Origin of the sequence: Caulobacter segnis (genome assembly GCF_019931575.1) — a bacterium.
GTDB classification, from domain to species: Bacteria; Pseudomonadota; Alphaproteobacteria; order Caulobacterales; family Caulobacteraceae; genus Caulobacter; species Caulobacter segnis_C.
The window spans coordinates 1,852,635-1,874,618 of record NZ_CP082923.1 but is presented as its reverse complement, the minus strand read 5'-3'; the positions used below and the strand labels follow the sequence as shown (position 1 = coordinate 1,874,618).

Annotated in this window: 14 protein-coding genes; 4 read left to right on the top strand and 10 right to left on the bottom strand. The window is 68.0% G+C overall.

Annotated elements, in window-relative coordinates; genetic code table 11:
• Window positions 1–82: 82 nt before the first annotated feature.
• From K8940_RS08785 to K8940_RS08765, 5 genes are all read right to left on the bottom strand, one after another.
• Window positions 83–2,392, bottom strand: coding sequence for a heparinase II/III family protein (locus K8940_RS08785; RefSeq protein ID WP_223394753.1), 2,310 nt, complete (start codon window positions 2,390–2,392; stop codon window positions 83–85).
• 22 nt (window positions 2,393–2,414) lie between these two features.
• On the bottom strand, window positions 2,415–3,077 hold the full coding sequence (locus tag K8940_RS08780; protein ID WP_223394751.1) for a putative 2OG-Fe(II) oxygenase: 663 nt from the start codon (window positions 3,075–3,077) through the stop codon (window positions 2,415–2,417).
• Window positions 3,078–3,097: 20 nt separating this feature from the next.
• Complete coding sequence (locus K8940_RS08775; RefSeq protein WP_223394749.1) at window positions 3,098–5,935, bottom strand: TonB-dependent receptor plug domain-containing protein; 2,838 nt, start codon at window positions 5,933–5,935, stop codon at window positions 3,098–3,100.
• Window positions 5,936–6,265: 330 nt separating this feature from the next.
• Window positions 6,266–6,565 carry a GntR family transcriptional regulator gene (locus K8940_RS08770; RefSeq protein ID WP_223394747.1) on the bottom strand — a complete coding sequence of 100 codons (300 nt, stop codon included), beginning with the start codon at window positions 6,563–6,565 and terminating at the stop codon, window positions 6,266–6,268.
• A gap of 6 nt (window positions 6,566–6,571) precedes the next feature.
• Complete coding sequence (locus K8940_RS08765; RefSeq protein ID WP_223394745.1) at window positions 6,572–7,963, bottom strand: glycosyl hydrolase family 28 protein; 1,392 nt, start codon at window positions 7,961–7,963, stop codon at window positions 6,572–6,574.
• A 342-nt stretch (window positions 7,964–8,305) separates the two neighbouring features.
• Between K8940_RS08765 and paoA the strand changes: the two genes are divergently transcribed.
• The 4 genes from paoA to K8940_RS08745 all read left to right on the top strand — a co-directional run bounded on the left by paoA (window position 8,306) and on the right by K8940_RS08745 (window position 13,132).
• The gene (paoA, locus tag K8940_RS08760) at window positions 8,306–8,935 is read left to right on the top strand and encodes an aldehyde dehydrogenase iron-sulfur subunit PaoA (RefSeq protein ID WP_223394743.1); all 630 of its coding nucleotides are present in this window, start codon (window positions 8,306–8,308) and stop codon (window positions 8,933–8,935) included.
• A complete protein-coding gene (locus tag K8940_RS08755) occupies window positions 8,932–9,882 on the top strand; it encodes an FAD binding domain-containing protein (protein ID WP_223394741.1) in 951 nt (316 codons plus the stop codon). Before paoA ends, K8940_RS08755 begins: the two co-directional genes overlap by 4 nt.
• A 5-nt stretch (window positions 9,883–9,887) precedes the next feature.
• Window positions 9,888–12,086 (top strand): aldehyde oxidoreductase molybdenum-binding subunit PaoC, encoded by a 2,199-nt coding sequence (gene paoC, locus K8940_RS08750; RefSeq protein WP_223394739.1) that lies wholly within the window; start codon window positions 9,888–9,890, stop codon window positions 12,084–12,086.
• 176 nt (window positions 12,087–12,262) lie between these two features.
• Complete coding sequence (locus K8940_RS08745; RefSeq protein WP_223394737.1) at window positions 12,263–13,132, top strand: TauD/TfdA dioxygenase family protein; 870 nt, start codon at window positions 12,263–12,265, stop codon at window positions 13,130–13,132.
• Window positions 13,133–13,155: 23 nt separating this feature from the next.
• On the opposite strand, the gene K8940_RS08740 is transcribed toward K8940_RS08745, so the two are convergent.
• The 5 genes from K8940_RS08740 to K8940_RS08720 form a co-directional block, all read right to left on the bottom strand.
• Window positions 13,156–13,560, bottom strand: coding sequence for a DUF1636 domain-containing protein (locus K8940_RS08740; RefSeq protein ID WP_223394735.1), 405 nt, complete (start codon window positions 13,558–13,560; stop codon window positions 13,156–13,158).
• Between the two features lie 58 nt (window positions 13,561–13,618).
• Window positions 13,619–15,109 carry an esterase-like activity of phytase family protein gene (locus K8940_RS08735; RefSeq protein ID WP_223394733.1) on the bottom strand — a complete coding sequence of 497 codons (1,491 nt, stop codon included), beginning with the start codon at window positions 15,107–15,109 and terminating at the stop codon, window positions 13,619–13,621.
• 9 nt (window positions 15,110–15,118) lie between these two features.
• Window positions 15,119–17,506, bottom strand: a complete 2,388-nt coding sequence (locus K8940_RS08730) for a TonB-dependent receptor (protein WP_223394731.1) — start codon at window positions 17,504–17,506, stop codon at window positions 15,119–15,121.
• Between the two features lie 226 nt (window positions 17,507–17,732).
• Window positions 17,733–19,310, bottom strand: a complete 1,578-nt coding sequence (gene treF, locus K8940_RS08725; RefSeq protein WP_223394729.1) for an alpha,alpha-trehalase TreF — start codon at window positions 19,308–19,310, stop codon at window positions 17,733–17,735.
• A gap of 81 nt (window positions 19,311–19,391) precedes the next feature.
• A complete protein-coding gene (locus K8940_RS08720; protein ID WP_223394727.1) occupies window positions 19,392–21,956 on the bottom strand; it encodes a TonB-dependent receptor domain-containing protein in 2,565 nt (854 codons plus the stop codon).
• Between the last annotated feature and the right edge of the window lie 28 nt (window positions 21,957–21,984).

Genomic DNA, 21,984 nt, shown 5'->3' with positions numbered 1-21,984 from the left:
GAGTCAGTTTGGGTCCCCGCTTTCGCAGGGATGAGCGGTGCTTGGGAGGCCAATCTCGGTTGAGTATCGAGCCGCTTGACCCTCACCCCGGCGGCAGCGACCGCCGCGCCAGCGCCACGTCGTGCTCGCAGGCCTTGGCCACGCCGTCGACCTTGATGGACCGCGCGCCGTCGCAGGCCAGGCGGACGGCGTAGGTCGACTGGCCCTGGATGCTAGCCTCGACGCCCTGCCCCGTGCTGGCCTTGACCACGAACGCCTTGGACAGCGAGTCCAGCGCGACCTTGCCGTCGCGACGCAGATAGCTGCCGTCGGCCACGAACCAGCGCCTGGGCTTCCGCGCGTCGCCGCCCTCGGGATAGGTCAAGACCAGGATGTAGGCGTCGGTCTCCCAGCCGCCCAGAGTGGCGTTGGCGTTGCGGTGGCGGATGCGGCCGTCCGCCAGCAGGTTGAAATAGACCTCTGTCACCTCGCCCTTCTGATACAACCGGACCAGCAAGTAGTCCTTGGTCTCGACCCGTTCGATGCGCGGCGCGGACGCTCCGCCGTTCGGCGTCAGGGCGACCACGAACTTGGTGCGATCCGTCACGCCCGGCGCCTGCAGGCGCAGATAGGGCTGGGCCTCGTCGGGGGCGTGGTCCTTCAGGCCCTTGCCCTCGGCCATCCGCATCAGTTCGGGATAGTCGGTGAACAGGCCTCCGTCCGGCAGGGTCTGCGGGAACAGCGGCCGCACGGCGACCTCGGCCTCGCCGTTCCTGACCGTGATCACCTGCCCCTGACGCTTGGCCTCGCCCTCGTAGTGCAGCAGCCATTCGAACTGGCCGGGCTCCCAGCCCTTCAGGTCGTCGATCACCAGGATCATGTCGCCGATCCAGAGGAAGCTGCGGTACTTGCGCTCGAAGGTCCTGGCGTTGGGGCCCGTGGCGTCGGCCCAGACGAAGCGCAGGTCGCCCGCGTCGACCAGATGATCCACCCGCCCGACGAAGTGCGAGCCGTTGTAGGTGTTCGACGAGGGCTCGGCTTGGCCGTTCAAGGTCACGACGTTGTGGGCCACGCTCTGGCGGTAGTAGCCGTCGTATTCGGGCCGAGCATAGCTGCTGTTGCCGGAGTCGATCAGCAACTGCTTGCCCTTGTGCCAGAGGATGAAGCTTCCGGCGTCGGCGTGATTGTGGTTCCAGGTGAAGCCCGAGCGCAGGGCCAGGAAGGTCGCATTCGGGGCCCAGGACGAGCGCAGCGTCGCCGCGCCCAGGTCGCGGTCGATCCAGCTGGTCGGCAGGCCCGGGCCGTTCGCCGCCGCCGCCCGCGCCTTGGCCGAGGGCCACTGCACCAGGTTCTCTGGCTCGGCGAAGACGTCCTGGTTAGGGTTGGGCCTGACGGTGTCGAGGTACCAGAGGTTACGCGCCGGCTGATCGCCGGCGGCCCACAGCTCGGCGATGGCGCTGGCCCCGCTGGCCGTGGGATTGCCGTCGCCGAAATTGGTCGACAGCGCGCCGGCGTCGGTCGGATAGACGTTCTGGATGAAGTAGTCGGCCAAGCCCGCCAGCCGCGGCGTCGGCGACGGCTTTTCCTTGAAGGCGTCCAGCCAGGCGCGACGGAAGCGCAGATAGCCCTCGGCGGCGAAGTCGGCGTAGTTGATGCTCTCGACGAAGGCCCCGTTGGCCGCGAAGTGCTGGGGCTTGGTCTCGATGGCGCTGCCGTCATAGTTGGCCCATTCCTCGGCCGCCTCATCGATGCGGCGGACCCAGGCGTCGGCCTCGGGCGCGTCGGTCTTGATGGCGATGGCCGCCACGCCGGCCCCGAACACGATGTGGCTGAACCAGTTGTGGCCCATGGTGTCCAGGCTGTGGATCCGGTTGGCGCCGTCGATCCAATCGCCCAGGATCGGCTTGATCGCGCCCTTGACCAGGCCCTGGGCCAGACGGTCGCGCTCGGCCGGAGTCAGGGCGTCGTAAATGGCGTCGTAGGTCAGGCCGTAGGCATAGGCGCTGGTCCCCATGCCGAGGTCGGAGTTCCACACCGGCGATCGGGCCAAGAGCGGCTTGTCCGTCACCCAGTTGGCGCGGCCGGCATAGACCTCCAGCAGCGCCTTGGCCCGGTCGGCGTACTTGCGCTCGCCGGTCATGCGGTAGGTCAGCGACAGGTCCATCAGAGCCGCGTTCAGTTCGCGGTCGTTGGCGGGCTTCTTGGCGAGGACCGCGTCGGCGTCGGCGCGCGTCTTGGTCCAGGCGTCGCGGGCCTTGGCGTCCTCGGCCACCCGCTGCTTGAACTGGGCGACGTGCTTGTCGCTGAAGGTCAGGTAGGGATGGCCGCCGCGCAGCGTCTGCGCCTGAGCCGTTCCCCCCAGCACCGCGGCGGCCATCAGGGCGAGGCAGGAAACCTTGGCGAGGCTCTTCACGCGTCTTCTCCGAAACTCTTCTTCAGGCCAGGGCCAGGTTGACGGCGATCGACCGGCGCACGCCGGGGCTCTTGAACGGGTAGACACAGTGCAGCATCCACGACGGCCACAGGTAGAAGTCGCCGACGACGGGCTTGACCGTGAACAGGTTCTTCACGCCCACGGCGCTGCGGCTGTCGATGAACTGCAGGCAGCCGGCGGTGTTCTGCCGGGCCTTGTCGGCCTGGAACTCCTGCTCGTAACCGTCCGGAACCCTCAGGAACCCGACGCTGCTGAACAGGCAGCCCTGGTGGAAATGGGCCGGGTTGTAGTCGCCGGCGACCATGTCGTTGATCCAGCCTTCCTTGATCTCGATGCGCAGCGTCCTGTCGACCAGCTCCTCGGTCCGTTCGTAGCCGCTGAAGTGCATCAGGGCGTTCTCGCAGCGATAGCTGTAGGTCCGCGCCACGTCGTAGAGGAAGTCGGTCAGGCCAGGCGTCTCGCCGATCACGTCGGTGACGCGGATCTCGGTGCTGACCGCGCCGGCCAGGTGCATGGACCAGTCGCGGGCCGCGACCTCGTCCTGGCGCGCCACGATGGCGTCGGCCCGCGCGTTGAGACGCTGGACGACGCCCTGGGGCATCCTGGCCTTGATGATCGTCGGACTGAACGGCGCGACGAGCCTCAGATCGTGGTCGTTGCTCATCGCCGCGCCCTCCCCGCGTCCTAGAACTCCTTGCGGACGGTCAGCCAGACCGAGCGCGGCGCGTTGCGCTTGAGCAGGTAGCCCGACTCCGGCAGCTGGGCGACGACGTCGTAGACCTGCACATTGGTCGGCAGATTGGTGCTGATCATCGGGTCGTAGGCCGAGATGTACTGCTTGTTCAGGACGTTGCGGACATCCAGCGTGATCTGGGTCCTGGAGAAGCCCGTATACTGGGCCGAGATGTCCAGGTTGTCCTGCTTGGGCAGGTAGCGCTTGTCGAGGGCGTTGTTGTTCAGCTTGCGAACGTCCATCCAGCGGTGGCGGGCGTTGAAGCGGAAGTCGCCCCAGCGGTAGGACAGCGTATTGCTGATGGTCCACTTGGGCGAGCGCGCCAGGATGCCAGCGTCGACGCGCAGCACGTCGTCATCCTGGCCCAGGCCGTTCGCGCCGGTGTTCAGCCAGGTGTAGGCCTCGGTCGTCTTGCCGTTCAGGTAGGTGACCGAAGGGCTCCACTCCAGCGACTTGTTGATCCGCCACTTGGCCCAGGCCTCGACGCCGCGCGTGAAGTACTTGTTGAAGTTCTCCGGCAGCAGGTAGGTCGAGACGTTGTCCTTGTCGACGCCGGTCGGATAGTCGTTCACGGCGAAGTTCTGGTAGAAGTAGGTGACCTGGCCGTTGAACTTGCGATCGCCGAACGTATAGGCCAGCTCGTGGCCCTTGATGAAGGCGGTCGGGCCCAGCGGGCGCACCAGGGTCGCCGCCGTCGAATAGCGATTGATCACGCCAGCCGCCGGCTGCTTGGCGTCGGTCCAGCGGTAATAGACCTTGTGCTTGTCGCTGAAATTGTAGCCGACGGCGACGCTGTAATCGAAGTTGTTCACGTGCTTGTCGGCCGTGATGACCTTCGCCGCGGTCTTGGTCATGTAGACGTTGTCGTAGACGGTCAGCGGATCGCCATCCAGGCCGCCATTGGTCAGCGACGCCGCGCCGGAATTGCGGGTGTCCCAGGTCTCCGAATAGGTCTTGGCGTCGAAGCGCTGGTACTTGGCGCTGCCGTTGAAGTCCCATTTGCCCGGCGACCAGCTGGCCCCGAAATAGGGCGAGATTTCGCGGATCTTGGCGCGCTGCGAGACGGTGGTGAACAGGCCCGAGCCGTACGAGCCCCAGCCGCCGGCGTCGGTCAGTTGGTAGGTCGTCCCCGTGTTGGTCACGTACTTGACGTTCAGGTTCTGCACCTGGCCGTCGGCCCAGGCCGAGACGCCCAGGCCGTTGGCCCAGTTGTCGTTCTTCTGGCTGGAGCGCGAGACGTAGAGGCCGCCGTTCACGCTCCAGTTCGAGCCGCGATAGGTGGCCGTGAAGTTGCCCATATAGTCGTCGGACGCACGGGCATTGTCCTCGGCGCGGGTCAGCAGGACCAGATCCTTCGACGCGGCGTCGACCGGCACCGTGCCGGAGTTATAGGTCCCGTCCGCGTTGGGGATGGTGGCCGTGACCACGCCGCCGCGCATGTCGATGTCGCGGTTGGGCAGGCTGTTGGAGACGATGCACAGGCCGGCGGCCTGGAAGGTGGTCGCCGTCACCTTCGGGCAGGCCGCGCCGGTGCGGTAGTTCGTGCCCAGTTGCGAGCCGTTGATGTTGTTGGCCACGCTGGCGACCATCTGGCCGGCGGCGTTGTAGAACTGGTAGTAGCCCGGCGTGCGATCCAGGTTGTTGATGTTCAGGCCGTAACGCTCGCGGGTCGCCGTCGCCGAGGCCAGCGAGGCCAGGCCCTGCGGCTTGTACGACTGGCCGCGATAGGTCGACTTCTGGATGCGCGCCGCGCCGGTGAAGCTCCAGGGACCGTCGGTGTCGTGGCGCCAGCTCAGCGAGATGGCGTCCTGCTTGTAGCGATAGCCGTCCGACGGATCGAGCGTGTGCGCGCCGTCCTTGAAGTAGTTCGGCACGGTCTGCTTGCCGCCGTTCATGAACAGGTTCACGTCGCGGCCGAAGCCCGGAATCTCCTGCGGATTCTCATAGCCGTAGGTCGGCTGCTGGAAGGTGGTCAGCTCGGCGTTGGTGTCGTCCAGGTGCTTGAGGATGACGTTGAACGAGCCCGAGCCGTTCGCGCTGGTGTAGTCCTTGTACAGGTTCACCTTGAACTGGCCGCCGTGGTTCAGGTCCCAGCCCGGGTTCACCTGGCCGTTGGACCGGCGGTAGAAGCCGCTGACGCCGACGCCGAAGTCGCCCGCCTTGTTGACCCAGCCATAGGCGCCGTCGACCTGCTTCCACGACAGGTGCAGGTCGTCGCCCTCGAAGCCGACGCGGGTCTGGATGACGCCGCCCGGCTTCACCGCCCCGGTGATGTAGTTGAAGGTCGCCCCCACCGAGGTGGTCACGCCGGTGGCCGACGAGCCGCCACGCACCGACTCCACCCGGCTGGTCGAGATGTCGGCGCGATAGAAGTAGCCGTCCTGGAAGCCGCTGAACTTGAACGGCACGACCGGCAGGCCGTCCTCGAGGATGGTCGACCAGAAATAGCCCGAGGTGTTGGCGCCGGTGCCGATGGTCATGCCGCGCGTGAAGACCTCGTTGCGGGCCACGCCGTCATTGGACTCGACCACCACGCCGGGCATGTCGCGCAGCATGTCGTCGGCGCTGATCGGGGTGAACTTGGACATGTCGTCCTCGTTGATCACCGAGAACGAGACATTGGCCTTCTTGGCGACCGTGCCGGCCATGACGCCCGTGACGATCACGGTGTCGACGGCGGTGACCTCGGTCTCGGCCGGCTTGGCGGGCGCGGCCTGCTTGGACGCGGACTGGGCATGCGCGGCGCTCACCGACAGCGCGCTCGCGCCGGCGGCCAGGACCAGGGCCATGTGAGAAACTTGCAGAGCGCGGATACGGCCGCGCCGCGGGTTGTGAGCACCCATCCTAAACCTCCCCTTCGGACTTCGGTCCGGTCTCGATCAGCGTCGAGCCTGCTTGCCGACCGCATTGTCGTTTAGGGCGCGCGGAGTGGCTCCGAGCACCTTGTTGTTATCGATACCAGCGACTTTCAAAAACTGTCAACGAGATTCGCGCCGCCCCGCTCCGAGATAATTTTCCCCATTTAAGTCAGCCACATATGCGAACTCATACGTCCCGTCAGCGATGGACGGCGACGCGAACAGGCCCCGGGAGGCGGCATCCAGTAATCAGGGTCTCGCCTACCCCTCCAAGGCGGTCGCCCGCCGCGCGGCGCCCTCGCGGACCGCCGTCCCGTGCCGCCGCCGACGCGAGATCAGTTCGTCCGCCGCCAGCAGGTCCAGCGCCGCGCGGACCGTGACCCGGGCCACGGTGAAGCCCTGGGCCAGCTCCCGCTCGGTCGGCAGGCGTCGCTGGCCGTGGACGATCGCGGCGCGCAGCCGGTCGGCGATCTGCCGATAGAGCGCCACGCGTCCCGTGCGCTTCAGCGGCGTGCGGAAGACGCTCTCGCCAGGATCCCACTCGGTGCGCGGCGTGCTCATCGGGGGCTACTTGAAGCTCACGCCGCTGACATTGGGCCCGATCTCGATCAGCGACGGGTCGGGGCCCTTCAGCCGCTTGCCCGCGATCGTCACGTTCTCGAACGAGACGTTCCGCACCGGCCGGTCGGGACCGTAGCCCGCGATCGTCGAGGGACTGGGCCAGCCGGCGCCGGTGAAGCTGATGTTGCGGAAATGGACGCCGTCGACCAACAGGCCCGGGCTCGTGCCGTACTTGGCGTTGAACACGGTGCGGACGTTGAACAGCTTGCCTTCCTCGATCTGCTCGACCCGCACGCCGTCGAAGACGACGTTGCGCACGGTGTTGCTGTCGCCGGCGCTGATCGCCAGCGCGCCCTGGTACTCAGGGTCGTCCTCGTCCAGGCCCAGGATGTCGATGTCCTCGAAGCGGATGTCCTCGACGACGTTGCGCTTGTCGGTGTCGCCATGCAGGCCGATGAAGACGGCGTGGGCGACGTCGGGCCAGAACACCGACTGGCGCACCCGGACTCCTCGCGTGTCGCCCGTCCCGGCCTTGCGGGTGGCGTAGATCGCCACGCTGTCGTCGGAGGTGCGGATGAAAGCTCGCTCGACGGTGACGTCCTGGCAGGCGAAGACGTTGATCCCGTCCGACCAGGCCCCGTTGCTGAGCGTCTTGATGTCCCTGAACGTCACCTGGCTGGACGAGGCGCAGGCGATGGTGCCGTGCTTGGGCGTCAGGAAGGTCAGCCCCTCGACCAGCACGTTCTTGGAGTCCTGGACGACCAGTTGGTCGGCGGGCCTGTCGATCATGCCGTGGCCGATGATGCGGACGTTCTCGACCTTCTCGGGCTTGAACAGGCCCTGCAGGATGGCGCCGGGCGCGAGATAGATCGTCTGTCCCGAGGCGACCGGGAAGTATCCGCTGTCGCCCGGCGGCTTGTGCAGCCCGGCCTCGTAGATCACCACGTCCGGGCCGGGCGCGGGCCGGGGGACCGGCGCGCCGGCGAAGATGTGCAGGTTGTGCAGCCGGTCGCCGTCGAACTCGACCGACAGGTTCTGAGGCTTGTCGATGGTGAAGGTGACGATCCCGTCGCGGACGACGGGCCTGATCGCCTTGTGCGCAGGGCGCACCTCGACGCGCCTGAAGTCACCGTTGTTCTTGCGGACGCCGATCTCTACCGGCCCCTCGAAGTCGAACTGTACGACCGAGGCCTGGCTGGGCCCATCGGCGTCGATCTTGACGTCGTATTCGTAGAGGTCGCGCCAGGGGCCGCCCGGCTGGCGCGCCCGCACCGTGAAGGTGTCGTTGTGCATCTGGTAGAGCAGCCCGCCCGGCGGGACCGGATAGACGTCCAGCGTCCCGGCCCGCGCCTCGCGGGCGCCCCCCATGGCCAGGGCCAGGGCGAGACTCGACCACACTGCTGTTCGCGCGACAGGACCCATGCTTCCTCCAACCGGGCGCGACGCGGCCGCCGATCGCCCTCTCCGTCCGGTTCGCCCGCCCGTCAGGCGTGGCTCCGGATCTCGAAACACAACAATTGATATCGATATCATAAACGTTAGGCAAGACCCCTCGAAACGGCGCTCCGCGACCATGCCGACGCCAATTGATGAGCCCAGCTCATCAGGTCATGAAGCAAACACCCCCTAATCGCCCCGGCCCGTCGGCGCCTACCCTGACGGCGACGCGCGCGGCGCAACCACCGGAACGCCAGGCCGCTTTATAGCCGGCGCGGAGCCCGGAGGATCGGAGAGGATGGCATGGCCGACAACGAAACCCTCAGCCTGTCGAGGCGCGATCTGATGGCCGCCGGCGCGGCCTCGGCGGCCGTCGCCAGCGCGCCCAGCCCGGCCGGCGCGGCGCCCGCCGACACGCCCCACCTGGCCAAGGTCGCCTTCACGGTGAACGGCCAGAAGCGCGACCTGGAGCTGGACACCCGCACCACCCTGCTGGACGCCCTGCGCGAGCACCTGAAGCTGACCGGCGTCAAGAAGGGCTGCGACCACGGCCAGTGCGGGGCCTGCACGGTCATCGTCGACGGCCGGCGGATCAACGCCTGCCTGACCCTGGCGGTCATGCACGAGGGCGACGCGGTCACCACCATCGAGGGCCTGGGAACACCCGACAAGCTGCACCCGCTGCAGGCCGCCTTCGTCAAGCACGACGGCTACCAGTGCGGCTACTGCACGCCGGGCCAGATCTGCTCGGCCAAGGCGGTGCTGGACGAGATCAAGGCCGGAATTCCCAGCCACGTCACCGCCGACCTCACCGACGATCCCAAGCTGACCGAGGCCGAACTCCGTGAACGGATGAGCGGCAACATCTGTCGCTGCGGGGCCTATTCCAACATCGTCGAAGCAATCGCCGACGTCGCGGGAGGCCTGGCGTGAAGAGCTTTTCGTACGAACGCGCCCGCACTCCGGCCGAGGCCTCTGCGGCCGTTGCTCGCGATCCGAACGCCAAGTTCATCGCCGGCGGCACCAACCTGCTGGACCTGATGAAGCTGGAGATCGAGACGCCCCGTCGCCTGGTGGACGTCAACGGCCTGAAACTGGACAGGATCGAGCCGACGAAGGACGGCGGCCTGCGCATCGGCGCCCTGGTGCGCAACACCGACCTGGCCGCCGACAAGCGGGTGCGCAAGGACTACGGTGTCCTCTCGCGCGCCCTGCTGGCCGGGGCCTCGGGCCAGCTGCGCAACAAGGCCACCACCGCCGGCAACCTGCTGCAGCGGACACGATGCCCGTACTTCTACGACACCAACATGCCCTGCAATAAGCGCACGCCCGGCGCGGGCTGCTCGGCGATCGGCGGCTTCACCCGCTCACATGCGGTGTTGGGGACCAGCGAGGCCTGCATCGCCACCCATCCCAGCGACATGGCCGTGGCCATGCGAGTGCTGGACGCCAGCGTCGAGACCGTCCGCCCCGACGGCGCGACGCGGACCATCCCGATCGCCGAGTTCCATCGGCTGCCCGGAAACACCCCGCATCTCGAGACGGCCCTCGCGCCGGGCGAGCTGATCACCGCCGTCACCCTGCCTAAGCCCATCGGCGGCCACCATGCCTATCACAAGGTCCGCGACCGGGCCTCCTACGCCTTCGCCCTCGTCTCGGTGGCGACCATCCTGCACAAGGACGGCTCGGGCCGCGTGGCCCTGGGCGGCGTGGCCCACAAGCCCTGGCGAGTCGAGGCCGCCGAGGGCGCCCTTCCGCAAGGCGCCAAGGCCACGGCCGCGGCACTGCTGGCCGGCGCCAAGACGACGCCCCAGAACGCCTTCAAGCTGACCCTGGCCGAGCGCGCCCTGGGCGCGGCGATCGCAGAAGCGAGGGCCTGAGCGCCATGAAGTTCGACACCCCCGCCACGACCAATCCGATCGACCAGTTGAAGGTGGTCGGCAAGCCCACCGACCGCATCGACGGGCCGCTGAAGACCACCGGGACCGCGCCCTACGCCTATGAGCGGCACGACGCCCTGACCGGCGTCGCCTACGGCTACATCCTGGGCTCGGCGATCGCCAAGGGCCGGATCACGGCCATGGACGTCAGCCGCGCCAAGGCCGCGCCCGGCGTGCTGGCCGTCGTCACGGCCCAGAACGCCGGCAAGCTGACCAAGGGCGACTTCAACACCGCCGACCTGCTGGGCGGGCCACAGATCCAGCACTATCACCAGGCCGTCGCGGTCGTGGTCGCCGAGACCTTCGAGCAGGCCCGCGCGGCCGCGGCCCTGATCAAGGTCGACTACGAACGCGCCAGGGGGACCTTCGACCTGGCCTCGGCCAAGGACGGCGCACCGCCGGTCGGCAAGGACAATCCCGACACCGCCGTCGGCGACTTCGACAAGGCCTTCGCCGAGGCCCCGGTCAAGCTGGACCAGACCTACACCACGCCCGACCAGGCCCACGCCATGATGGAGCCGCACGCGACCATCGCCGCCTGGCAGGGCGACAAGCTGACGGTCTGGACATCGAACCAGATGGTCGCCTGGGGGCGCGGCGACGTCGCCAAGACCCTGGGCATCCCCAAGGACAATGTCCGCCTGGTCTCGCCCTATATCGGCGGCGGGTTCGGAGGGAAGCTGTTCGTCCGCGCCGACGCCATCATGGCCGCCCTGGGGGCCAAGGCGGCCGGACGTCCGGTCAAGCTGGCCCTGCCCCGGCCGCTGATGTTCAACAACACCACCCACCGCCCGGCCACCATCCAGCGCATCCGCATCGGCGCGACCCGCGAGGGCAAGATCACCGCGATCGGCCACGAAAGCTGGTCGGGCGACCTGCCCGGCGGCGGACCAGAGACGGCCACCCAGCAGACCCGCCTGCTCTACGCCGGCGCCAACCGCATGATGAAGATGAAGCTGGCCACGCTGGACCTGCCCGAGGGCAACGCCATGCGCGCGCCGGGCGAGGCGCCGGGGCTGATGGCGCTGGAGGTGGCGATCGACGAGCTGGCCGAAAAGCTGGCCATCGACCCCATCGACTTCCGCGTCCTCAACGACACCCAGGTCGATCCGGAAAAGCCCGGCCGCCCGTTCTCGCAGCGGCGACTGGTCGAGTGCCTGCGCACCGGCGCCGACAAGTTCGGCTGGTCCAGGCGCAGTCCGCGTCCGGGCCAGGTCCGCGATGGCCGCTGGCTGGTCGGCATGGGCGTGGCGGCGGCGTTCCGCAACAACTTGGTCATGAAGTCGGCCGCCCGCGTGCGGCTGGAGACCACCGGCCAGGTCGTGGTCGAGACCGACATGACCGACATTGGCACCGGCAGCTACACGATCATCGCCCAGACCGCCGCCGAGATGATGGGCGTACCGCTGCACCAGGTGACCGTGAAGCTGGGCGACTCCGCCTTCCCCGTCTCGGCCGGTTCCGGCGGCCAGTGGGGCGGCAACAGCTCGACGGCCGGGGTCTACGCCGCCTGCGTGAAGCTGCGCGAGGCGGCCGCGGCCAAGCTGGGCCTGGATCCCGCCGCCGCCGAGTTCTCGGACGGCCGGGTCAAGGTCGGCAACCAGAGCCTGCCCCTGGCCCAGGCCGCCTCCGGCGGGCCGCTGGTCGCCGAGGATGTCATGGAATACGGCGACCTGGCCAAGACCCACCAGCAGTCGACGTTCGGCGGGCACTTCGTCGAGGTCGCCGTCGACAGCGTCACGGCCGAAATCCGCATCCGCCGCATGCTGGCCGTCTGCGCCGCCGGCCGCATCCTCAATCCCAAGGCCGCCCGCAGCCAGGTGATCGGGGCCATGACCATGGGCGCCGGCGCGGCCCTGATGGAGGAACTGGTCGTCGACAAGCGACTGGGCTTCTTCGTCAATCACGACCTGGCCGGCTACGAGGTGCCCGTCCACGCCGACATCCCGCACCAGGAGGTGATCTTCCTGGACGAGACCGATCCGATGTCCTCGCCGATGAAGGCCAAGGGCGTCGGCGAACTGGGCATCTGCGGCGTCGGCGCGGCCGTGGCCAACGCCATCTACAACGCCACCGGCGTGCGGGTGCGCGACTATCCGATCACCCTAGACAAGCTGCTGGCCGAGATGCCCGTCCTGGCCTGAGCGCTCGCCAGACAAGATGACGAGCGACACCGTCCAGATGAGCGCTCGTCATCTTCAACATGACGCCCGATCAATACAGGAGACAATTCCCGACACTCATAAATCGGAAGAGTAATAACAATTTGATCCGCGAACCGGGAGGCCGCCAATCTTGATCAAGATTTGGAGAGGACCTCATGACCGTCGCCCTGCAAGCCCGCCCTGTCTCCGAAGCCGACAGCCCGGGCCTGACGCCGCTGACGCCCACGATCGGCGCCGAGATCGACGGCGTCGACCTGAGCCAGCCGCTCAGCCCGGAGAACCGCGACTTCATCAAGGCCGCCCTGCTGCGCTACAAGGTCGTGTTCTTCCGCGACCAGCGCGCCCTGGACAGCCAGCGGCAGGCGGCCTTCGCGGCCGAGTTCGGGCCGCTCTACACGCATCCCACCACCCGCTCGGACGCCAAGGTGACGCCGATCCACAAGATCGAGCCGCCGGATCCGGAACTGTTCGAGACCCGCAAGGCCGCCGGCGCCGGACTGGTGCAGGCCGGCTATCACAGCGACACCAGCTGGCGCCTGGTGCCGACCTGGGGGGCGGTGCTGCGGGCGATCAACCTGCCCGACGTCGGCGGCGACACGATCTGGGTCGACGCCGGCGCGGCCTATGAGGCGCTGAAGCCCGAGCAGAAGGCCCGCCTGGAGGGCCTGCACGTCACGCACGACTTCCGCGACGCCCTGCTGGCCTCGGGCCACGACTATCCGATCGTCGCCCATCCGATCGTCCGCAAGCACCGCGAGACCGGCGCCGCGATCCTGTGGGTGAACTTCACCCAGAAGCCCCAGATCCTGGGGCTGGACCGCGCGGAGAGCAACGCGCTGCTGACCGAGATCCTGGACCAGTACCGCAAGCCCGAATTCCAGGTGCGCTTCAAGTGGCGGCCCGGCTCGGTGGCCTTCTGGGACAACCGCGCGGCCGTGCACATCGCCATCCGCGACTATGGCGACTTCCCGCGCCTGATGGACCGCGTGCTGATCGCCGACCAGCCGCTCTGGGCCGATCTCTAGAACCCTGACCGAAGGGCCGCTTTCTAGTCCGCCACCAGCTTGCCCGCCGGCGGCACGCGGACGATGAAGTGGCCCTTCACGCCCTCGGGCCACTGGCGGTAGGGCACCACGCCCTCGGCGCTGGCGGCGTAGGCGACCGCGTAGTCCAGGATGGCCCGCGCGGCCTCAGGTGTCGGCTCGAACCGGCCCAGGACATAGCCGATCTTGCCCGGCGCCCGCAGATGGATCGAGCAGTGCTGCGTGCAGTTGAACAGGCACGGCATCTCCTGGATCGCCACGCCGGTTCCGGGCGCGAGCTCGCGCAGCGCCGCCGCCAGCAGCGCCCCGCCGCGCACGCCGTCCGGCGTCTCGCGCTCCTCGGCCGAGATCCGGCAGGTATTGCAGACGACCACCGCCGCCGTGTCGTCGGCCTCGCGCAGAAGGGTCAAGGCTGGCTCCCCGGATGCATGGCTCCGGCGGTAAGCGGCGCCCGGTCCGGGGTCAAGCTCACTTCGGCAGCGACAGGCGGTAGACCAGCACCAGGTTGTCGTTGTCGCCGGTCCCCGTCGCGCCCTTCAGCGACGCGTCGAAGTCCTGGCCGTTCACCCGGCCCTTGGCGGTGGCGAAGTCGTTGTCCGAGCCGACCAGCAGGAATACGTCGCCGGTCCCGTCCAGGGTCGGCGCCAGGGCCATCGCCTCGATCTTCTCGGGCAGGCTGGTCGGGGTCGACGGATTGACCGACAGGTTCACCCCGAACTTGGCCAACTGGAGCGGGTTGAGGATGTTGACCAGCTCGGCCTGGGCGGCCGGCTTGATGTCGGGGTTCAGCACGCCGTCCCTGGCGATGGGCGCCACGCCCTGCTCGTAGGGCGCGCCCACGAGGTTCCGGGCGTCAGCGAGGTCGACCAGCAGGATGCTCTTGTACACCGGTGCATTGGCGGTGCCCTTGCCCCGGCCATTGCCGTCGCGGGCCAGGACCAGCAGGCGCGTGTCGCTCAGCGCCAGGGCCTCGGACTGGGCGGCGGTGATGTCGGCGCCCTGGCCGTCGCCGCTCTCGCGCACGGTCGGCAGCTGCAGCACGTAATGGCCGATCGGGGCCTTGGGCAGCCGGGTCCGGCTGATGTCGTAGACCAGCACGCGGGTGTTGTTGCGGGTGGCGGCGCTGGAGCCCTGGTCCTGCATGGCCGCGCTCTGCAGCACGGCGATCAGGCGCGTCCCGTCGGGGCTGATCGTCAGCCCCTCCAGGCCCTGATTGTTGCGGCGGCCGGTGGTCGGCGCCTTCTCGGCCCCGAAGTCCAGCACGCCCTTCTTCATCGGCTTCAGCGCCGGGACGGTCTCGATGACCCCGGTCAGCTTGCCGGTCTTGTCGAACAGATAGATCCCCGCCGCGTACTCGTCGGAGACGTAGAAGCGCCCATCCGGCAGCCAGGCGATGGCCTCGCTGTCCAGGCTGATCCTGCCCGCCCCTTCCCCGCTGGCCGGCGAGGGATAGCGCGAGCCGCCCCGCTCGATGAGGTTGGAGGCCGGATCCATGCCGGTGAACGGCGCTCCGGTCTGGTCCTTCAGCAGGAAGCCGCCGGTCGGGACGATCGACAGCCCCTTGCCCGGGACCAGCCGGATTGCGTGCTCGTGGACGCGGTTGGCGTAGTCGGTCGTGCCGGCGAACGGTCCGACATTGTTGGGGCCCCGGTCCGGCAGGGTGCGGAGGGTCCCGGCATAGGACCCGTCCGCGTTCCGCTTCCAGCCCGACAGCGCCATGCTCGAGAACGAGCCCAGGGTCTCGTTGTTGAAGTCGCGCGTCGCCGCCGGCAGCCAGCCCACGGCCACGAGGCCGTGGTTGACATAGGTCTTGCCGCCGAAGGCCACCGTCACGTCGCCGGGGGTCTGGTCCCAGTGGGGCGTGACATAGGTCGACGACTGGGCCGCCGCGCCTCCCGCGAGGGTCAGGGCCAGGGCCATCAGGCACGCGACGGTTCCGGCGAGGCGACGACGCGACATGTCGGCTCCTTAGAAGTGGTAGCGGATCGTGGCGCCCACCGTGCGCGGGTTGCCCGGATAGCCCTGGATGATGCCCGTCGACTTCGTCAGGCCCAGCAGGTTGATGTAGTAGGCCTTGTCCGCGAGGTTCTCGGCCCAGACCTGGACATCCACGCTGTCGTCCATGAACCGCGTGCCGACCCGCAGGTTGGCCAGGGCGTAGCTCTTGATCTGCGCCGCCGGATCCAGGGTGATCGTGGTGTTCTGGGTCGAGCGCCAGTTGGCGTCGAAGGTCGCGTAGGTCGTCGTGCCCGACACGAACGCGTGCTCGTAGTTCACCGTGACGCTGCTGGTCCACTTCGGGGCCCAGGCGACCTGGCGGCCGGTCAGGTCGCAGGTCAGGGCCGTCGACTGGGCCGGGCAGACCGAGTTGTGGAAGCTCTTGTAGGTGGCCTCATTGTAGCCGACGAGGCCCTTCACGCGCAGCTCGCCCAGGCGCGCCTCGCTCTCGACCTCGACGCCGCGCGAGCGCAACGAGCCGACATTGGCCAGGAAGCGGACGGCGGTGTTGCCGACGCCGATCGCCTGGTTGGCCTGGTAGTCCTTCACCTCGGTGTTGAACGCCGTGACGTTCAGCAGCAGGCGGCGGTCGAACCACTCGCTCTTGAAGCCGGCCTCGACATTGTCCGAGGTCTCGCCGTCGACGTCCTGCTTGGCGCCGTAGATCGCCGTGGCGGGGTCGAAGGGCAGCAGGTTGAAGCCGGCCGACTTGTGACCGCGCGCGGCGGTGACATAGGCCATGAAGTCCTCGGTCGGGCGATAGCTGACGCCGACCTGGCCCGACAGCGACTTGTCCTTCAGCGAGTCCGTGGCGCGGCCCAGCTGGGCGTTGGCGCCGGCGGCCGACATGGCGGTGATCTGGGCCTGGGTCAGGCCGCCCAGGTTGCTCTCGACCCAGCCGCTATAGGCGTAGTCGCGGTCTTCCCAGGTCTGGCGCAGGCCCAGGTTCACCGACCATTTGCGGTCCGCGTCCGGATGCCAGACGACGTTGCCGAAGACCGCCGCCGTGTCGGTGTGGAAGCTGGCGTACGAGCGCATGCCGAAACCGGCCACGGCCTCGGCGTAGGCGCCCTGGGCCCAGGTCTTGCCGTTCAGGGTCGGGAAGGCCGCCGCCGACGGGTTGGCCGCCCAGATGTAGTACTGGTTGCCGAAGCGGATGCGCGAGTTCACGCCCAGATACTGGGTCGACAGGAACGTGCCGACCACCGCCTCGACCGGCTTGTCCTTGGGCGAGGCCCAGCGCAGCTCCTGGGAGTACTGGCGCTCGACGTTGCACGAGCCGTAGTCGGGAATGGCGTTCAGCTGGGTGTAGTCGTTGTCGTTGTTGGTGAAGCAGGTCCAGTTCTGGAAGGCGCTGATCGAGGTGATCGTCCCCTTCTCGCCCAGGTCCCAGTTCAGCTCGCCACTGACCAGGTTGGCGTGGGTGGTGGCCGTCAGCGGGGCGTCGATATTGACCTCGCGCTTGTCGGCGTCGCTGACCAGCAGGGTGTAGCCGGCGGCGGTCATGCGCGCCTGCAGGGCGGCGGGGTTATAGACCGACAGGGTCACCGGGCCGATCGAGTTGAAGTTCTGCTCGGTATGCTGGGCGATCAGGCGGAAGGTGACGTCGTCGCCGACCTTGGCGAGGAACTGGGCGCGCACGCCCTCGCCCTGACGGGCGTTGGCGGCCGGGCCGCCGGCGCGGTTGGGATAGTTGCCGTCCTTGTCGCTGTAGAAGGCCGAGATGCGGCCGGCCAGCCTGTCGCCCAGGATCGGACCCGAGGCGCTGACCTTGAACTGGCGCAGGTTCTCCTCGCCGAAGGTCGCCTCGACCGAACCTTCCGGCGTGAAGCTGGGCAGCTTGGAGTTGATGATCACCGCGCCGGCCGTGGTGTTCTTGCCGAACAGCGTGCCCTGCGGGCCGCGCAGCAGCTCGATGTCGGCCAGGTCGCTGAAGTCGCCGCTGACCATGCCCTGGCGGCCGGTATAGACGCCGTCGACGAAGATGCCGACCGAGCCGTCGATGCCGTCGGTGTTGAAGCCGTTGTTGCCGATGCCCCGGATGCCCAGGTTCTGCTGCTTCGGGTTGGTCAGGTAGACCGAGAAGGCCGGGAACTTGTACTGGAAGTTGGTGAAGTTCAGCAGGTTCTGGCGCTGGATCTCATTGCCCGAGATCACCGTCACCGGGGTCGGGACGGTCTGGACGTTCTCCGAGCGCTTGCGAGCGGTGACCATCACCTCCTCGATGCGGGGCTCGTCGGCGGCCGGCTCGGCGGCGACCAGATCGGCGGCGTGGGCGGCCTGGGCGACGGTCAGCAGCATGCTGCTGGAGAACAGGAAGGCCAGACCTTGCTTCAGGCGCGATTTTTGGATCGACATTCGGTAATCCCCCGACAGTACTCGCTTCCCGTTGGAAGCAAACGCGTCGGCGCGGGTCCGAATTCGCAAAACACAGGCGCGCGTCATGGCGCACAGTCACAAGACTGTCTTGAACAGAAGCCCCAAGTTCGACGAAATTCCGGACGCTTCGCGCCTCTGAATTTGCGTCGCTCTTAGGGAGTTCCTGCGTAGCTTTTGTGACGGTAACCGCGATTTCCGAGAACGGTTATCGTCCGAACCCGGCCGGCTCCAGCAGCGCCCGGGTCACGCCGTTGGTCCAGCCGAAACCGTCCTGGGTCGGATACTCCCCGCCCCCGCCGGCCTTGGCCTCCTCGACGTCGTACTTCTCCAGCATCTTGCCGCTGGCCCGGTACTCACGCTCGACCGTGGCCAGCCAGCGCTTGGCGATCTCGTCGGCCAGGGCGTCCTCGCCGTAGCGGCGCAGGCCCGAGACGGCCACCCATTGCAGCGGAGCCCAGCCGTTAGGCGTGTCCCACTGCTGGCCGGTGCGGACGGTGGTGGTGCGCAGGCCGCCGGGCGCCAGCAGCGCATCCCACGCCTTCTGAGCCACGACATGGGCGCGGCGCTCGTCGGCGGCCCCGACGAACAGCGGATAGAAGGTCGCCGCGCTGAGACGGTCCAGGCGCTGGCCGGTCTTCCACTGGTAGTCGAGATAGGCGCCGGTGGCGGAATCCCAGAGATAGAAGTCGATCGCCTCGGCGCGGGCCTTGGCCCGCCGGTCGAACTCGGCCACGCAGTCGGCGTCGGCCAGCGTCGCGCAGCCGGCGGAGATCGCCGTCTCCAGGCCATACATCAGGCTGTTGAGGTCGACCGGAACGATGGCCGTGGTCTGGATCGTCGCCAGGTTCTTGCCATCGGCCATCCAGCGCGAGGAGAAGTCCCAGCCGCTCTCGGCCCCGGCCCGCAGGTCGCGGAACACCTCGGCCGGCGGCCGGCCGCTGCGGCGAGCGGTTTCCAGGTCCTCGCGATAGGACTCGTCGCGCGGCGTGGCGCGATCGTCGTAGTAGCGGTTCAGGACCCCGCCGTCGGCCATGGCCACGACCCGGCGGTGCGCCTCGCCGGGCTTCAAGTCCTCCTCGCCGTCCATCCAGAAGGCGTGCTCGCGACGCATCAGGTCGACGCGGGTCTTGATCACCTTGGGATCGGTCGCGGCGGACAGTCCGACCATGGCGTAGAAGAACGGCGGTTGCGAGCGGCTGAGATAATAGGTCCGCGCGCCGTTGGGGATGTGGCCGTGGGCGTCGATCAGCCCGCCGAAGTCGTCGATCATGCTCTCGACGAGCTTATCCTGGCCATCGGCCTTCAGGCCCAGCATCGTGAAGTAGCTGTCCCAGTAGTAGATTTCGCGGAAGCGTCCGCCCGGCACGACGAACGGCTTGGCCATGGCCAGGGCCGAACCGCCCGCCACCGGCTTGACCGGCGGCCGTGTCAGGTGCGGCCAGAGGGCGGCGATATGGGCTCGCAAGGTGGTGCGCCGCGCCGTCGGTTTCGGCGTCGCCCCCGCTCCCGGAACGATGAAGTTGGCGCGCACGAAGCGCTTCAGCTCGGCGTCGCTGAACCGGGCGTGGGCGCGGTAGTCGGCCATGATCCGGTCGGGGTCGCGCTTGGGAATCGCGTCGACGAAGGTCTTGCCGTCCGGGAAGATTTGCCGGGTCTGCACCTGGTGGAACAGGTCCTGGTAAGTGTCCGCCGGCGTCGGAACCTTCGCCGCGTCCTGCGCCCGGACCTCGACGGCGCAAGCCAGGGTCAGGGCGGCGAGCGTCGCGGCGATCAGGCGGACCATGCGGCACCTCAAGCTGAACTAGACTTCAATCAACCGTCTCCCCGGCGAAAGCCGGGGAGATCGGAATAGTAGGATGATATCCTAGAAACTATACCCCACCGACAGCCGCACCGACCGGCCAAGGATCGGGCGGGCGTTGGCGCCGCTGGTGGAACGCGGATCCCCCTCGGTCAGGCCATGGCTGTTGGTCAGATTGTCGCCCGCGACCTGGACGCTGAAGTCGCCGACGTTGAAGATCGCCCCCAGGTCCACCTTGGTGTAGCCGTTCAGCTTCTGGGTGTTGGCGTTGTCGCCCCAGCGGTCGTCGACGGCGCTGACCGTGCCGTAGAAGGTTGTCGCCACCTCGCCCAGCCGCACGTCGTAGCTAGGCGTGAAGCGGATCTGCCAGTTGGGTTGGCGCTGGGCGCTGTTGCCCTTGTTGGCGGCGATCGAGGAGGTCTTGATCTCGGTCTTCTGCAGGGTACCGTTCAGCGACAGCGACAGGCCGAAGTCCGAACGCCAGCGGCCGTCCAGCTCGATGCCACGCGCCTTGTTGGAGTTGGTCTCCAGCGTGCCGCCGACATCGGCGAACTTGGCCCCATCGAAGCTGTTGGCGAAGCCTGTGGCGTACAGCTCGAACGGACCCGAGCGCAGCTTGTAGCCCAGCTCGTACTGCTTGACGCTGAGGGTGTCGGTCAGGTTTTCGCGGAAGTTGTCGAAGCTGGGGAACTTGAAGCCCTTCGAGTACCGCGCGAAGACGCCCGACATCTCGTTCAGGTCATAGTTCAGGCCGACCGTGTACGAGGTCTTGGACTGGCTGTAGTCGACGCTGCGGATGGCCAGGCCGTCGGGATAGCCATTGCCGTCGTCGACCACGTAGTCGGTCTCGAACTTCTCGCGGCGCACGCCGACGTCCAGGCGCAGGGGCTCGGTGATCCGCCAGCTGTCGGCCAGGTAGAAGGCGTTGACCTTGCCGTCGCCGTTCGAGGTCAGGCCGTAGGCCCAGCAGCCCGAACCGCTGCCCGCCGTGGCCAGGTTGGCGCAGCTGACATTGGCGGCCAGGTAGTCGCCGTTGGCCTTCACCTGCATCGGCTTGAAGTTGCCGATGGTCCAGAAGTCGTCCGACGAGAAGCTCGCGGCGTAGTAGCCGGCCGAGATCGAATGGCCGCCGATCGTCTTGTTGAGGCTGAAGTCGTTGACGAAGGCCTCGATGTCCTTCTCGACGATCCACGCGCCCCAGTTCTGGACGTAGTCGCCGGTCCCCAGGGTCGCCCCGCCGCGCGTGCGGACCGGGCCGCCGATCACGGTGGCGACCGCGCTGGCCGTCACCGCCCCGCCGTCGGGCACCAGGCCGTAGGTGTCGGCGTCGCCCTTGGTGAAGCTGAAGCGGTCGCGCACCGTCCAGCCGTCGCCGAACTCGTGCTCGAAGCTGCCGCCGGCCACGTAGCCCTTCCAGCCCCGGCCATGAGCCAGGTCGAAATTGCGCGTGGTCCCGTTGGCGTGGACCTGCAGGGTCTGCTGGCGCGAGAGCTCGCCCAGCTGGGTGTACTCGCCCTTGTCGACGCCCGGCACATTGATCGCGAACGGCAGGTACCAGGCCCCGTGGTCGTCGGTGAAGCGGGCGTAGAAATTGACCTTGCCGCGCTCCAGCCGCTTGGTCAGGTTGACCGTGAACTGCTGGCCCTTCTCGCTGTCGAACTGGGTGTCGCGGATGCCCGGCGAGCGGGTCACATAGCCGCCGGCCATGAAATAGAGGTCGTCGGCCAGCTTGCCGCTGACCACGCCGTCGACGCGGCGCAGGCCGTAGTCGGAGGTCGTGGCCTTGACCAGGCCTTTGGTCTCCTCGCCGCCCTCCTTGAGCATGAAGTTGGTCGTCAGGCCCGGCTGGCCGTTCGAGAAGATCGGGTTGGGACCGCCGCGCAGGGCTTCCATCCGCGAGATGGTCTCGTCGACTCGGAAGATCGACGAGTTCTCCAGGAACGACAGGGTCGAGGGCGGATAGATCGGCGAGCCCTGCAGCTGGATGGTCAGGAACTCGGCGTCGCCCGTCGCGGGAAAGCCGCGCACGAAGACATTGGCGCCGGCCACGCCGCCCGAGGTCTCGACCCAGACGCCGGGGACCAGGGACAGCAGCTCGGCGCTGCTCTTGGGCGAGGCCTTCAGGATGTCCTGGGCGTTGACGGTGGTGACCGCGAAGCTGGCCGACAGCTTGTCGATCCCCGCGCCGCCGGGGGTGCCGACGACGATCACTTCCTCGACCTGCGCGGGCTCTTCCGGACGGCTTTGCTCTACGGCGGCGGCCGTCGCGGCGGCCTGACCGGCGGCGCTGGCGCTGACCAGCAGGGGCCGCTCGCGGATGGCGTAGACGCCACTGGCGGTGGGCTGGACCACAAGATTCGAGCCGGCCAGCAGGCGCGCCAGGCCCTCGTCGGCCGTGAACTCGCCCTTCAGCCGCGGCGCGCGCTTGCCCCGCGCCAGGTTCTCGTCGAAGGCCAGCTGCTTGCCCGAGGCCCGGCCGAAGGCGCGCAGGGCGCCGGCCAGGTCCTGGGCCGGAATGTCGAAGGCTTGTTCACGCGACTGCGCACAGACCGCGCCCGGCGCGGCCAGGGCCATCAGCACTGCCGCCGAAGCGCCCAGCAGCCAGCGTTGGTCGAAAGACTTGCTCATACGTCCCTCCCTGCGCCGCTTGTTTTGT